Origin of the sequence: Haemophilus sp. UMB1048, from assembly GCF_030218125.1 — a bacterium.
Classification (GTDB): Bacteria; Pseudomonadota; Gammaproteobacteria; order Enterobacterales; family Pasteurellaceae; genus Haemophilus_D.
Genome location: NZ_JASOPB010000001.1, coordinates 47,604 through 61,910 on the forward strand (window position 1 = coordinate 47,604; position 14,307 = coordinate 61,910).

15 protein-coding genes are annotated in these 14,307 nt (G+C 39.4%); 4 read left to right on the top strand and 11 right to left on the bottom strand.

Annotated elements, in window-relative coordinates:
• Positions 1 to 23: 23 nt before the first annotated feature.
• The 5 genes from QP437_RS00250 to rpmH are packed head-to-tail and all read right to left on the bottom strand — an operon-like array spanning position 24 to position 3,004.
• Positions 24 to 599 (bottom strand): hypothetical protein, encoded by a 576-nt coding sequence (locus tag QP437_RS00250; protein WP_285266557.1) that lies wholly within the window; start codon positions 597 to 599, stop codon positions 24 to 26.
• Between the two features lie 43 nt (positions 600 to 642).
• Positions 643 to 2,271, bottom strand: a complete 1,629-nt coding sequence (yidC, locus tag QP437_RS00255) for a membrane protein insertase YidC (protein ID WP_285266558.1) — start codon at positions 2,269 to 2,271, stop codon at positions 643 to 645.
• Positions 2,271 to 2,534, bottom strand: coding sequence for a membrane protein insertion efficiency factor YidD (gene yidD, locus QP437_RS00260; RefSeq protein ID WP_126471950.1), 264 nt, complete (start codon positions 2,532 to 2,534; stop codon positions 2,271 to 2,273). Before yidD ends, yidC begins: the two co-directional genes overlap by 1 nt.
• On the bottom strand, positions 2,489 to 2,857 hold the full coding sequence (gene rnpA / locus QP437_RS00265) for a ribonuclease P protein component (RefSeq protein WP_285266559.1): 369 nt from the start codon (positions 2,855 to 2,857) through the stop codon (positions 2,489 to 2,491). Before rnpA ends, yidD begins: the two co-directional genes overlap by 46 nt.
• A 12-nt stretch (positions 2,858 to 2,869) precedes the next feature.
• Positions 2,870 to 3,004 (bottom strand): 50S ribosomal protein L34, encoded by a 135-nt coding sequence (gene rpmH, locus QP437_RS00270; RefSeq protein WP_005539760.1) that lies wholly within the window; start codon positions 3,002 to 3,004, stop codon positions 2,870 to 2,872.
• A gap of 318 nt (positions 3,005 to 3,322) precedes the next feature.
• On the opposite strand from rpmH, the gene dnaA reads away from it, so the two are divergent.
• From dnaA to recF, 3 genes are read left to right on the top strand one after another with little or no spacing between them, the layout of a single operon-like run.
• Positions 3,323 to 4,690, top strand: a complete 1,368-nt coding sequence (dnaA, locus tag QP437_RS00275) for a chromosomal replication initiator protein DnaA (protein ID WP_285266560.1) — start codon at positions 3,323 to 3,325, stop codon at positions 4,688 to 4,690.
• Between the two features lie 10 nt (positions 4,691 to 4,700).
• Positions 4,701 to 5,801, top strand: a complete 1,101-nt coding sequence (dnaN, locus tag QP437_RS00280) for a DNA polymerase III subunit beta (protein ID WP_014064018.1) — start codon at positions 4,701 to 4,703, stop codon at positions 5,799 to 5,801.
• Between the two features lie 5 nt (positions 5,802 to 5,806).
• Positions 5,807 to 6,889, top strand: a complete 1,083-nt coding sequence (recF, locus tag QP437_RS00285) for a DNA replication/repair protein RecF (RefSeq protein ID WP_285266561.1) — start codon at positions 5,807 to 5,809, stop codon at positions 6,887 to 6,889.
• A 63-nt stretch (positions 6,890 to 6,952) separates the two neighbouring features.
• Here the strand turns inward: recF and nagA are convergent, their stop codons facing one another.
• The 6 genes from nagA to QP437_RS00315 all read right to left on the bottom strand — a co-directional run bounded on the left by nagA (position 6,953) and on the right by QP437_RS00315 (position 12,416).
• Positions 6,953 to 8,098, bottom strand: a complete 1,146-nt coding sequence (gene nagA, locus QP437_RS00290) for an N-acetylglucosamine-6-phosphate deacetylase (RefSeq protein ID WP_285266730.1) — start codon at positions 8,096 to 8,098, stop codon at positions 6,953 to 6,955.
• Between the two features lie 36 nt (positions 8,099 to 8,134).
• On the bottom strand, positions 8,135 to 8,938 hold the full coding sequence (gene nagB / locus QP437_RS00295) for a glucosamine-6-phosphate deaminase (protein WP_285266562.1): 804 nt from the start codon (positions 8,936 to 8,938) through the stop codon (positions 8,135 to 8,137).
• Between the two features lie 91 nt (positions 8,939 to 9,029).
• Entirely contained in the window at positions 9,030 to 9,908 is an 879-nt protein-coding gene (gene nanA, locus QP437_RS00300; RefSeq protein WP_005695560.1) for an N-acetylneuraminate lyase, read from the bottom strand.
• A 9-nt stretch (positions 9,909 to 9,917) separates the two neighbouring features.
• Complete coding sequence (locus QP437_RS00305) at positions 9,918 to 10,784, bottom strand: MurR/RpiR family transcriptional regulator (RefSeq protein ID WP_049381594.1); 867 nt, start codon at positions 10,782 to 10,784, stop codon at positions 9,918 to 9,920.
• Complete coding sequence (locus QP437_RS00310) at positions 10,777 to 11,715, bottom strand: N-acetylmannosamine kinase (RefSeq protein ID WP_285266563.1); 939 nt, start codon at positions 11,713 to 11,715, stop codon at positions 10,777 to 10,779. Before QP437_RS00310 ends, QP437_RS00305 begins: the two co-directional genes overlap by 8 nt.
• Before the next feature lie 11 nt (positions 11,716 to 11,726).
• Positions 11,727 to 12,416 carry an N-acetylmannosamine-6-phosphate 2-epimerase gene (locus QP437_RS00315; RefSeq protein ID WP_070590546.1) on the bottom strand — a complete coding sequence of 230 codons (690 nt, stop codon included), beginning with the start codon at positions 12,414 to 12,416 and terminating at the stop codon, positions 11,727 to 11,729.
• A 227-nt stretch (positions 12,417 to 12,643) separates the two neighbouring features.
• Between QP437_RS00315 and nagE the strand changes: the two genes are divergently transcribed.
• On the top strand, positions 12,644 to 14,110 hold the full coding sequence (gene nagE, locus QP437_RS00320) for an N-acetylglucosamine-specific PTS transporter subunit IIBC (protein ID WP_285266564.1): 1,467 nt from the start codon (positions 12,644 to 12,646) through the stop codon (positions 14,108 to 14,110).
• The last annotated feature ends 197 nt before the right edge of the window (positions 14,111 to 14,307 follow it).

Sequence of the window (14,307 nt, forward strand, 5' to 3'; positions counted from 1 at the left end):
ATTGCGGTTATCTTGAGGAAAAATTAATTGGAAAGAGCATTAAGTTTCATTACTTCAGATGCATCAATATAGGAGAGCGAGCTCGTTCTTTTTTTATAAATTTGGAGTATTTGCCCATTCTCTACCGAATTATAAACCTTTTTAGAAGTGAATCTTTCATTTCCATATTGATTAGATGAAATATTAATACTATATATCGATTTGTTTTTACGCTTATAAGTAACCTCGGCTATATAGTTTTCTTCTTGTCCCCAAATGGAAACATAGAACGTTAAGAAAGTGTTTGAAAGTAAGAAAAAGCAACAAAAAAAACCACTACACATAATAATATACCCCAATACTTTCATGAGTATGTGATAAAAAATATTTTCTTTGGGTTTCTTTTTATTGGAAGCTCTTTTAGGCTTTGCCTTTCTTTGTAAAAGGACATTTTCCACTTCCCAATAAATCACGACAAAAAAAAGAAGAATGCTTAATACAAGGGAAACATAAACATCAAGACGTGCACCAGGAAGTAGGGTCTTATCCGAAAACGTAGGATATATAATTAACCCAATTAAAATAAATAACGAAATGACTTTTAGTCTTGTATTGAACATTATTAACATATGTAAAAACCGCACCCAAAGGTGCGGTTAGTGATTATTTTTTACGGGTATGTAACCCTTTTTTCTCTAAACCACGGTAGATCATTTGTTGTTGTACGATAGTGATTAAGTTAGACACTAACCAGTAAAGTACTAGACCTGCTGGGAACCAGAGGAAGAAGAACGTGAAGATCAACGGCATAAAGTTCATCACCTTTTGTTGCATTGGATCTGCAACTGGTGTCGGTGACATTTTTTGTAACAAGAACATTGATCCGCCCATTAAGATTGGGAGAATGTAGTAAGGGTCTTGTGCCGATAAATCTTGAATCCAACCAAAGAATGGCGCATGACGAAGTTCAACCGCTTCCATAAACGTCCAGTATAATGCGATGAAAATTGGCATCTGAAGGATTAATGGTAAGCAACCGCCAAGTGGATTTACTTTTTCTTCTTTGTAAAGTTTCATCATTTCTTGGCTCATACGTTGGCGATCATCACCAAAACGTTCGCGCATTTCTTGCATTTTCGGTTGCAACATACGCATTTTCGCCATAGAAGTGTATTGTGCTTTTGTGAGCGGATATAAAATCGCTTTCACCACTAAGGTGACACAAATAATTGCCACACCCCAGTTAGATACAATACTTTGAATAAAAGTTAATAACCAGAATAATGGTTTCGCGATAAACCATGCCCAACCGTAATCTACAGTCAAGTCTAAGTGGTTAGCCACTTCAGCCATTTTGTTTTGTAATTTTGGACCTGTCCATAATGAGCTGGTAATTGTTTCTGTTGCACCTGCTGGTACTGACACTACTGGACCACGATAACCAATAGACGCAACGTTATTTTTGCTGTCTGTAATACTATAAAGTTGGTTATTTACATCTTGATTTGGGATCCAAGCTGATACGAAATAGTGCTGTAAAATAGCAACCCAACCTGCTTTGGTATCGATAGAAAGATTTTTGTCTTTCATATCGCTGAAGCTATATTTTTTGTAATTTGTTTCAGAAGAAGAATATGCACCACCGGTATAAGTAGGCATTGCCACGTTACCGCTGCTTTCAACTAATGTATGCTTTAATTGGCCGTAAGGTTCAACTTCAATTGTACTACCACTTTGGTTCACAATTTCAAAGTTAACCCCTACATCATAGCTATCGCGTTTTAATACAAAGATTTTACGATAAGTGACACCATCTTTTTCAAATGTTAGTGGTACAGAAAGTTCATTTTGACCTTCTGCTAATTTGAAATTATCACCCGTAACTTGATATTGCGCGCGACCTGCTTTTGTATCGATCCCGTTTTTACCGATTAAGCCGCTTTGTGCAATGTAAACATACTCGTTTGTATATTTTAATAAAACGAAAGGTTCTTTTGAATTTAATTCTGCATCATATTTTAATAATTCAGAACTGATTACATCACCACCTAATGTATCCACTTTCAAACGGAATACATCATTTTCTAATGTAATAATGTGACCTTTGGTTTGTGAGTCTGCCACTACTTCGGCAGATGAAGAAGAACTTGCCGGTACATCAGAAGAGGCGGTTGTGGTTTGTTCCGTGGTCTGTTGTTGAACCGGTGGATTTTTATCAAGTTGCCATTGCTGATAAACAAGGAAAGAAATAAAGAGTAGTGCAAGCACTAATAGGCTACGTCTTGAGTCCATTATTTTTTCTCATCGTTATTATTAATCTTTTTCGGCGGAACAGGATCGAATCCACCGGCGCTTAAGGGGTGACATTTTAATACACGTTTTAGCGTAAGCCAACTACCTTTTAACAATCCATGTGTTTTTAACGCCTCAACACCATAACAAGAACAGGTTGGCACAAAACGACAACGGGGCCCGATTAAAGGGCTAATCGCTACTTGATAAAACTTAATTAAAGCGATGAGAATTTTTGTGCCAAACGAATGTGACGTGCCCATAATTTATCCAAAGTTTGTAAAAACGTTTTATTATCAAGCTGACCAATGCCACGTTTCGCTACAAAGACAAAGTCACAAGAAGGCAAATTATGTTGGGATAAACGAAAACTTTCACGAACTAAACGTTTGATACGATTACGATCATGCGCTCGTTTAAGATGTTTTTTAGCCACGGTTAAACCTAAGCGTGGATGCTCAAGATTATTTTTGCGTGCGAGAACGGTAATTTCAGGGGTGCTTGCTCGAAACGGTTGTTCGAAGACATTTTTGAATTGAGTGGGAGTTAACAATCGTAACTCCCGAGAGAAGTTTAGCTTAATCACTAAAAGAGGTGATTATGCAGATAAACTCTTACGACCTTTAGCACGACGACGAGCTAAAACTTGACGGCCGTTTTTAGTTGCCATACGAGCACGGAAACCGTGAGTACGGCTACGTTTTAATACAGAAGGTTGAAATGTACGTTTCATTGTAATCTACCTAAATCAAAATGGTTTACTGTTTTGATATTCAAAACACAACAAGGGTTATAAAAAATAGACCGCAATTTTAATCATAAATTGGGCTTTCGTCAAATAAGAAAAGAGAAAATTCCGAAATAATCTTCCGTTTCTTCTAAAATCGTGGGGATTATACGGATTTTGGGCAAAATCTCAAGCAACCTTTTTGTCTTTTTTTGATGAGCAACAGAAGATCTTTTACCTAAATTATTGTAAAATTCTCTTCGATTTTTAACCGCACTTTTGCGGCTTTTATTTTATACGCATATAACATAAGGATAATTTATCGTGAGCCTTTCTACCCTATGGCAAGATTGCTTATCTCAACTACAAGATCAGGTTTCTCCGATGGATCTCAGCACTTGGTTACGCCCATTACAAGCGGATGTCATCTCGCAAGATCAAGTAGTGTTATATGCGTCCAATATGTTTGTGAAAAGCTGGGTGGAAAATCATTACTTGGCTCAAATTCATCAAATTTGCCAAGTCCTCGCTAAAAATCCAAATTTACAAATTATCGTAAAAGAAGGGGTAAAACCAGCTCCAAAAGCTGTTGAACCGTCCTCAACTCAAACAGCTAATCATCAAAAAAGTGCGGTGAGTTTTCAGCAAGAATCTGATGCGCCAACTAAATTTGAATCACATCTAAATCGTAAGCATTTATTTGAAAACTTTGTTGAAGGTAAATCAAACCAACTCGCCCGTGCTGTAGGTCAAAAACTTGCTCTTGCACCAGGTGAACCAACGGCAAACCCATTCTTTTTATATGGGGGTACAGGTTTAGGTAAAACACACTTATTACACGCAATCGGTAATGGCATTTTAGCGAATAAACCGAATGCCCGCGTGCTTTATATCCATGCTAATAATTTTATGCAGCACATGGTAAAAGCAATGCGTGATAATAAAATGGATCAATTCAAAAAATTCTATCGTTCTCTTGATGCATTATTAGTGGATGATATTCAATTCTTTGCAGAGAAAGAAAAAACACAAGAAGAGTTTTTCCATATTTTCAATAGTTTATTTGAAACTAGTCGTCAAATTATTTTGACCTCTGACCGCTATCCAAAAGAAATTGAGAAAATTGAAGAACGCCTAAAATCTCGTTTCGGCTGGGGTTTAACCACTGCGATTGAACCACCTGATTTAGAAACTCGTGTTGCGATTTTGCTGAAAAAAGCAGAAGAACATAATATGGAGCTGCCGGAAGAAGTGGCATTCTTTATTGCCCAACGCTTACGCACCAATGTTCGTGAATTAGAAGGTGCGTTAAACCGTGTGAAAGCGATGCAAGACTTCAAAGGTGGTCACATTGATATTGATTTTGTGCGTGACACATTAAAAGATATTCTCGCCTTACAAGAACGTTTGGTCACCATTGAAAACATTCAAAAAGTCGTGGCAGAATACTATCGAATTAAAGTGGCGGATTTAAAATCAAAAAGCAGAGCGAGATCAGTCACTCGCCCACGCCAAGTTGCGATGGCATTAGCAAAAGAATTAACCAATAAAAGCTTACCGGAAATTGGCCGTGCCTTTGAACGCGACCATACAACAGTCTTAAATGCTTGTCGTGAAGTGCCAAAATTCCGTGAAAAAGACAGTAGTATTCAAGAAGATTGGGCGAATTTAATTCGCACATTATCTGCATAAGGAGCCAATGATGCAATTTAGCATTTCAAGAGAAAATCTATTAAAACCCTTACAGCAAGTTTGTGGCGTATTGAGCAATCGTCCGAATATTCCTGTATTAAATAACGTGTTATTACAAATTGAAGATAACCGTTTGACTATTACAGGTACAGACCTTGAAGTTGAGCTTTCTAGCTATACTCAACTTTCTTCTTCAACGGCAGATGGCGCGTTCACCATTCCGGCTAAAAAATTCTTAGATATTTGCCGTACATTATCAGATGAATTTGAAATTACAGTTACCTTTGAAGAAGATCGCGCCATTGTAGAATCAGGTCGCAGTAAATTTAATCTCACTACTCTGCCCGCTGAAGAATATCCAAATCTAACGGATTGGCAATCTGAAGTGGATTTTGCGTTACCGCAAAGCACCTTGCGTCGCTTAATTGAAGCCACCCAATTTTCAATGGCAAACCAGGATGCCCGCTATTTCTTAAACGGCATGAAATTTGAAACGGAAGGTAATTTATTACGTACTGTTGCAACTGACGGTCACCGTCTTGCCGTTTGTACGATCGAATTAGATCAAGATCTGCAAACCCATTCAGTTATTCTCCCTCGCAAAGGTGTATTAGAACTGAATCGTTTATTAGAAAGCAGTGACGAACTTGCTCGTTTGCAAATCGGCACGAATAATCTTCGTATCCACTTAAACCACATTGTGTTTACCTCAAAACTCATTGATGGTCGCTTCCCGGATTACCGTCGTGTATTACCACGTAATGCAACTCGTATCGTAGAAGGTAACTGGGAAACCTTAAAACAAGCCTTTGTACGTGCATCTATTCTTTCAAATGAACGTGTACGTAGCGTGCGTTTAAACTTAAGTGAAAACCAACTTAAAATTACCGCATCTAACCCAGAACACGAAGTGGCAGAAGAAATCGTGGATGTGAATTATCAAGGCGAAGAAATGGAAGTGGGCTTTAATGTGACTTACATTTTAGATGTATTGAACGCCTTAAAATGCCAACAAGTACGTATTCGCCTCACTGATGCGTCATCAAGCTGCTTAATTGAAAACAGCGAAGATGCAAGCGCAGAATACGTCATTATGCCAATGCGCCTCTAAGAATAATGGCCATTTCTCGCTTAATTGTTGAAAAATTTAGAAATTTAAATGCCGTGGATCTTGAATTTGATCACGGCTTTAACTTTTTAGTCGGCAACAACGGCAGCGGAAAAACGAGCTTATTAGAAGCAATTTTTTATCTCGGGCATGGACGCTCTTTCAAAAGTGCGGTCGCAAATCGCATCATTTCTTACGACGAACCTCATTTCACGCTTTTTGGCCAAATTCAAGAAAGTCAGCATCAATGGTCTGTTGGCTTACAAAAACTTCGTCAAGGTAATACCATTGCAAAAATAAACGGTGAAGACGGCAATAAAATTGCCGATCTCGCTCACCTTTTACCGATGCAATTAATTACGCCTGAAGGGCTGACCCTACTAAATGGTGGGCCAAGTTTTCGACGCGCATTTTTAGATTGGGGCTTATTCCACCACCATAACAGTTTTCATTCCTCTTGGGTCGCATTAAACCGCTTATTAAAACAACGAAATGCCGCATTAAGTCAAAATCAGCCTTATTCTGCAATAAAAATATGGGATATTGAATTAGCTAAATTAGCCAACCAAGTGAGTGATTGGCGGGCTGAATATGCCGAAGCCTTGCGCCCAGAAATTGAAAAGACCTGCCAGTTATTTTTACCTGAATTAGAAATTACTGTCAGCTTTCATCAAGGTTGGGAGAAAGAGACAGAATATGGTGAATTACTGGCGCAAAACTTTGAGCGAGACAAAGCCATTGGTTATACGGTTTCTGGTCCACAAAAAGCGGATTTCCGCTTTAAAGCCAATGGACTCCCCGTAGAAGATGTACTCTCTCGTGGTCAATTGAAATTATTGATGTGTGCACTCCGTTTAGCACAAGGTGAACACTTAATGATTCAAAAGCAACGTCATTGTATCTTTTTAATTGATGACTTTGCCTCTGAATTGGATCAACATAAACGCGTCCTGCTTGCTGAACGCTTACAACAAAGTGGTTCTCAAGTTTTTGTCACGACTATTACTCAAGGCCAACTGAAAGAAATGCAAGTGGGAAAAGGAAAGTTATTCCAAGTAGATACCGGTAAGATCACAGAATTGCAACTATAAAAAATAATCCGATCTGCTTAAGGATCGGATTACGTTTAAAATAATACTATTTTTGACCGCACTTTAGTTGGGTTTCCATTCACCATTCAATACGGTACCAATCACATCATAATCTTTTGTGAACACCGCCAAGTTTGCTACTTTACCCGCTTCAACTGAGCCTAAACGATCATCTACACCGATTGCTCTCGCAGGGTAAAGGTTACTCATACGAATCGCTTCTGCTAATGGAATTTCCACATATTCCACGGCATTTTTGATGGATTCAATCATGGTAATTGATGCACCTGCGATCGTGCCATTTGCATCGTAGCAACGACCTTCTTTCACATAAATCGGTTTACCTACAAAAGTAAACGTTTCCAATTCTGGTGGCGCACCTGCAGCAGCAAGAGAATCGGTTACAATGCAAAGTTTGTCACCTTTCGCTTTTTTATCTAAGCGAACGTTACCAAAATTCACATGCACGCCATCTACAATAATGCCGGTGTAAACATCGGAGTCTAACACTGCACCAACTACGCCCATTGCACGTCCAGAACTGATCGGCGACATCGCATTATGCAAGTGTGTCGCAAAGGTTGCCCCTTTATGAAAGGCGGCTTTTGCTACTTCATAAGTCGCATTAGAATGACCTATAGATACGATAATACCCGCTTTTACAAAGTCAGGAATATATTGCACCGTTGAGTTTTCAGCGGCAATGGTCAGTTTAGTGATAACATCCGCATTATCACATAAGAAATCTTTCATCTCTGGCGTCGCTTCACGGATATATTCCGGGCGGTGCACGCCTTTTTTCTCTAAGCTCAAATAAGGCCCTTCGATGTGTAAGCCAAGCGCTTGATTTTTATGCTTATTCAAATACTCACGCATAATATTTACTGCGCGTTTGATATCTTCATCTGGTGCAGTAATAAACGTTGGTAAGAAACTAGTACAGCCTGATTTCAAATTAGTCGCTTGCATAATTTCTAATGTTTCTACGCTTGTTTGATCGTTAAACATCACGCCACCGCAGCCATTTAACTGCAGATCAATAAAGCCCGCTGTGAGATTATGCCCTTTTAAATCAATGGTTTTAATCCCACTCTCTAATTCGCTTTGTGGAATAACGGATTGAATATATTCCCCTTCAATAACCACCGCATAATCTCTTAACACCTCATTTTTGGTGTAGATTACGCTGTTAATTAATGCATACTTCATCATACCTTCCTAAAATCAAATTAAAATTAACCGCACTTATAACACACTATGAATCGCGCGACCTTCCAATTCGGTAAAATATTTCACTGTTTTCACTTTTAATTCTTGCAGAGCAGGCTCATCACATACTAAAACAAAATGGCGATGGAGCTGTAAGGCACTTACCGTCCAAAGGTGATTAATACCGCCTTCTACTGCAGCTTGTACGGCTAAGGCTTTATTATGGCCCGTAGCTAAAATCATCACTTCTTCTGCATCAAGTAATGTACCCACGCCGATTGTTAAAGCATATTTTGGTACTTGATTTACATCGTTATTAAAGAAACGAGAATTCGCGATAATGGTATCAGGCGTTAAGGTTTTAATACGGGTACGCGAACTTAAAGAAGAAGCAGGTTCGTTAAAGGCAATATGGCCATCAACACCTACGCCGCCCATAAATAAATGAATTTTACCGTAAGATTTAATTTTTTCTTCATAACGACGACATTCTTCATCATGGTCATCGGTGTTACCATTCAAAATATTGATATTTTGCGGTTGAATATCAATATGTTTGAAGAAATTATTATGCATAAAACTGTGATAGCTTTCTGGATGTTCTTTTGGCAAACCCACATATTCATCCATATTAAAGGTCACCACATGTTTAAAACTCACTTCTCCGGCTTGATTTAATTTAATCAATTCTTGATAGGTCTTAAGTGGTGTACTGCCTGTTGGTAAACCTAATACAAAAGGACGTTCTGCTGTAGGTTTAAAATGATTAATTCGATCAGCAATATGACGCGCCGCCCAACGGCTGACTTGTTGTTCATTGTTCAGAGGAATGAGACGCATAATAACCTTCCTTATCAGTACTACACCGACATTTTTTCCTCCCCCATTGAAGAGGGAGGAAAGAAGTAAGTGCGGTCACTTTTCCATTAATTTATAAATATTTTGCTTTTAACTCTTTCGCTTTCGCTAATTGCTCTGGTGTTGCTTTCGCTGTCATTGGCTCACGGCAATAACCTGCATCCACACCATCTAGTTTCAATAACTCTTTGATAGTGAGATATAAGCCATTTGCTAAAATGCCTTCGATAAGGTCATTGGTCACGTGTTGAACTTGAAGCGCATCAGCCAATTTACCTTGTTTGGTTAATTCAAAGATTTGTCTTGCACGCACACCATTTACGTTGAATGTACTACCGATAGCACCATCTACACCAAGAGATACTGCCGGCACCATCATTTCATCAAAACCAGCCCAAATGAGGTGATTTGGATAAGCTTTTTTCAAGCGTTCTAATAGATAGAAATCCCCTGCGGTAAATTTCACACCTAGCACTTTCGGGTTTTTATAAAGTTCGCCGAATTGCTCAATCCCCATATTCACGCCTGTTAAGAACGGAATTGAGTACACAATCATGTTATTGCCTGTTTCAGCAATGATAGTGTCATAGTAATGTTTGATTTCAGGGAAGCTAAATTTATAGTAGAACGGGGTTACTGCAGAAAGACTGTCATAGCCTAATTCCGTTGCATATTTACCTAATTCCACTGCTTCATGTAAGTTCACACTACCCACTTGTGCGATTAGCGCAACTTGGTCTTTTGCTTCATCTTTCGCGATACGGAAAATTTGTTTTTTCTCTTCCGTAGAAAGCATGAAGTTTTCACCTGTTGAACCACCTACATATAAACCATCAATTTTCATCTTATCAATGTTATAGCGAATAATTTCACGCAAACCTTTTTCATTGATAGAGCCATCTTCATTGAATGATACTAATAACGCACTAAAAATACCTTTTAAGTTACGCATTTTTCTCTCCTATTTGATACGTTGTTCTAAAATGACATTTAATGTTTTTTGCTTTATTTTGACCGCACTTTCCTGTGATGCCTGTACTAATAAAGCGTAAATCAAATCTAATACGAATAATTGAGCGATCTTCGTGCCGATAGAGTCGCCTTGTAGCTTACCTTGTTTATTCCCATTCACTAAAACAAGATCGGCATATTCTGTGATGGGTGAACGCAAACTGTGCGTAATCGCAATGGTTTTGGCACCGTTTTCTTTGGCGATTTTCATGGTATGAGTGGTTTCTTGAGAATAACCGGAATGGCTTAAACCAATTGCCACATCCTTTTTCGTCAATAAAGATGCCTGCATATACATAAAATGGTTGTTACCCGTGGCATCTACTTGCACACCGATACGCATCAGTTTGTTTTTGGCATCTTCCGCAGTAATGCCAGATGTACCCACACCAAATAAAAAAACACGATTCGCTTGTTGAATGGCTTTTACGGTCTCTTCCAACTGCTCAAAATCTAATAAATTAATGGTTTCATCCATCACGTTATTGATGGCGGATTTCAGCTTATGTGCAATATTCAACGAGTTGTCAGAATCGGTAATATCAGAATCTAATACAGTGTTATCTTTGCCATCTTTTGTGGCAAGCTCGATGGATAATTCCAATTTAAAATCACTGAAGCCTTTAAAGCCGAGAGTACGGCAAAAACGTACAAAGGTCGCCTCCCCCACTTCTAAATGAGCGGCAATTTCAGCTAAAGGAGCTTGCACCGCAAGATCGGGATTCAATAAAATTGCATCCGCAATTTTCTTTTCCGTCTTTGTTAAACTACGATACAACGAGCTGATGGTATTTAAAATATTGCCATTCTTAGCCATAAACCACTCCCGTATTTTTTGCTTGTAATAAGCAATCTTTCACCCAGTAGGCTGCACCAATCAAGCCTGCATCTTGTCCAAATTGAGCGCTTTCTAATTCGCAGTGATAAACAGCGGGAAGTTCACCTAATAAAGATTGAACTAACGGCAAATAGCCTTCTGCCAACCCTACACTACCGCCAACCACGACTTTTTGCATGTCTAATCCAATCTTCAAATCTGCAATTAAATTCGCAATAGCTTGGGCTGAACGAGTCACAAGTGCGGTTGCTTTTTCATCATTTTGACGAAAACGCGCAAAAACTTCTTTCGGATCACAAGGATCATCCCATTGAGAAGAAACCGCTTCAATCGCTCGACCTGATGCAATAGCTTCAACACAGCCACGGCGACCACAACCGCAAACTGGACCATTAGGATCGGCCAAAGTATGACCTATATGCCCTGCAATGCCGTTTGGCTCAGTAAGTAAACGATGATTTAAAATTAAACCGCCCCCTACACCTGTTGAAACCGTAATAAAGGTAAAGTTTTGAACATCATTAGGATTTTGTAATTGATACTCTGCATAGGCGGCAGCTTGCACGTCATTAAGTAAGCCAATTGGTTTATCGGTGTGCTGTGCAATGCTATCTTTTAATGGAAATTGGGCTAATCCACCCAAATTTTTAGGATTAAGTGCAGTCAGAATGCCTTGATTAATAATGCCCGTTGAAGCCACGGCGACATAATCAAACTGCCCTTCATATTCTTTTAGCAACTGAGCAAGGGTTTGATGCATCGCTTGCGCAGCATCATCTTGTGGCGTGGAAATCTGTTTGCGCTGTTGAATCTCACCATTTTTCACTATAGCAGAAGCGATTTTCGTGCCACCAATATCTAATGCCAAACAACGCTGTAATGTCTGACCACTATCCACTGTTAATGACATATCTTCTTCCTTTATTTTTTCGCTGAATGAATGGCTTCGGTAAACCAACTTACGATATGCTCTAAGCGAGTTAATGCAGAACCTACGGTCACACAATAAGCACCAATTTCAATTGCCGTTTTCGCCAACTCAGGGGTGTTATAGCGTCCTTCTGCCATGACTCGACAACCTGCTGCTTTCAAATCTTTAACTAATTGATAATCAGGCTCTTCCGGCACAGTGCCACCGGTGTAGCCAGACATCGTACTGCCCACAATATCAAAACCCAGTTTTTGACAGTACAAGCCTTCTTCTAAATTCGAACAATCTGCCATGGCTAAACAGCCTAATTCGTGGATTTTTTTGACCGCACTTTCAATATCTACTGGTCTAGGGCGATTTGTCCCATCCACGGCAATAATATCTGCACCAGCTTTCGCTAAATCTTCAATATCATGCAAAAATGGCGTGATTCGTACAGGGCTGTCAGGTAAATCACGTTTCACAATACCAATAATCGGTACATTCACAGTAGGGCGTGTTGCTTTAAGATTTTCTATGCCCTCGATACGCAATCCGGCGGCGCCACCAGCAACAGAAGCCTGTGCCATGGCCGCCACGATTTCTGGTTTATCCATCGGGCCGTCATCGACAGGCTGACAAGAAGCAATAAGACCAAATTTGATTTTATCTAAGACTTCATTATGTGATAATTTCGACATATAAACTCCTACATTAGACAGTAACACTTGGTTTCCTTTTTGGCTTTCTGGCCATTATAGTAAAACGCAGTAAAACTTGCACCATAAAAAAATATTTTTTGAAGTACAATTTCAAAATTTGTGATCGGCTTCTCAATTTTGAGATAAAGTTACCACATTTATACAAAATATTTTTTTTTACTTTAGAATATGAAGTAATACTTCATTACTATAAATAGGAGAAAAAAATGAATGTGTTAGGTTATGCGCAAAAAATTGGGCAAGCCTTAATGGTACCTGTTGCTGTCTTACCAGCAGCGGCTGTACTGATGGGTATTGGTTATTGGCTTGATCCAGATGGCTGGGGAGCTAACAGTCAACTTGCTGCATTTTTAATTAAATCAGGCGGTGCTATCATTGATAACATGGGCTTGCTTTTTGCCGTTGGCGTTGCTTTCGGTTTATCTAAGGACAAACATGGTTCTGCTGCACTTTCAGGTTTAGTGGGTTACTATGTGGTAACCACTCTACTTTCACCTGGCAGTGTTGCTCAGCTACAACATATCGATGTAAGTGAAGTGCCAGCCGCCTTCGGGAAAATCAATAACCAATTTATTGGGATTTTGATCGGGGTGATTTCAGCTGAACTTTATAACCGCTTCTATCAAGTGGAATTGCCAAAAGCACTTTCCTTCTTTAGCGGAAAACGCCTTGTGCCAATCGTCGTTTCTTTTGTCATGATGTTCATCAGCTTCATATTGCTTTACATCTGGCCATATATTTTCGGCGGTTTAGTTTCATTCGGTGAAAGCATTAAAGACTTAGGCGCTGTTGGTGCGGGTCTTTACGGTTTCTTCAACCGTTTACTCATTCCTGTTGGCTTACACCATGCATTGAACTCTGTATTCTGGTTTGACGTCGCAGGTATCAATGACATTCCAAACTTCTTAGGTGGTGCAAAATCACTTGCTGAAGGTACTGCAACGGTTGGTGTAACGGGTATGTATCAAGCCGGTTTCTTCCCTGTTATGATGTTCGGTTTACCGGGTGCAGCATTAGCGATTTATCTCAGCGCTAAACCAAGTCAAAGAACTAAAGTGGCATCAATCATGCTTGCAGGTGCATTTGCCTCATTCTTCACTGGTATCACCGAGCCATTAGAATTCTCTTTCATGTTTGTTGCACCAGTGCTTTACTTCATCCACGCGGTATTGACCGGTATTTCCGTCTTTATCGCGGCGACAATGCATTGGATCGCAGGCTTCGGTTTCAGTGCGGGTCTCGTGGATATGGTGCTTTCATCACGTAACCCATTAGCCGTTGAATGGTATATGCTAATCGTACAAGGCTTAGTATTCTTCGTGATTTACTATGCAGTATTCCGTTTTGCAATTAAAGCTTTCAACTTAAAAACATTAGGTCGTACAGAAGAAGCAGAAGAAACCACTGCAGCACAACCAGCAGCGAGCCAATCTCGTGAAGAAAGAGCGGTCAAATTTATTGATGCTTTAGGTGGTGCTGATAACTTCAAAAATATTGATGCTTGTATCACTCGCTTACGTTTAAGCTTAGTGGACCAACACAAAATTAATGAAGAACAGCTCAAGTCTCTTGGCGCAAAAGGTATCGTGAAAATCGGTAACGATGGCTTACAAGTGGTTCTCGGCCCTGAAGCTGAACTTGTGGCAGAAGCCATGAAACAAAAAGTGAAATAACACACACCAAATGAAATACCGACTCAGAAATGGGTCGGTATTTTTTTGCCAAAAACAAAGTAAAAATGACCGCACTTTAGCTGAGAATTTGTTGCTCGAGTTGAGTTAAATGAAAGTTTGAAAATTGTTTTGAAGGGTGGTGGAACTAAGCAGAATTGGTCTTAACAGCAAGTGGCTTACTGCATCGCATCCCTGCG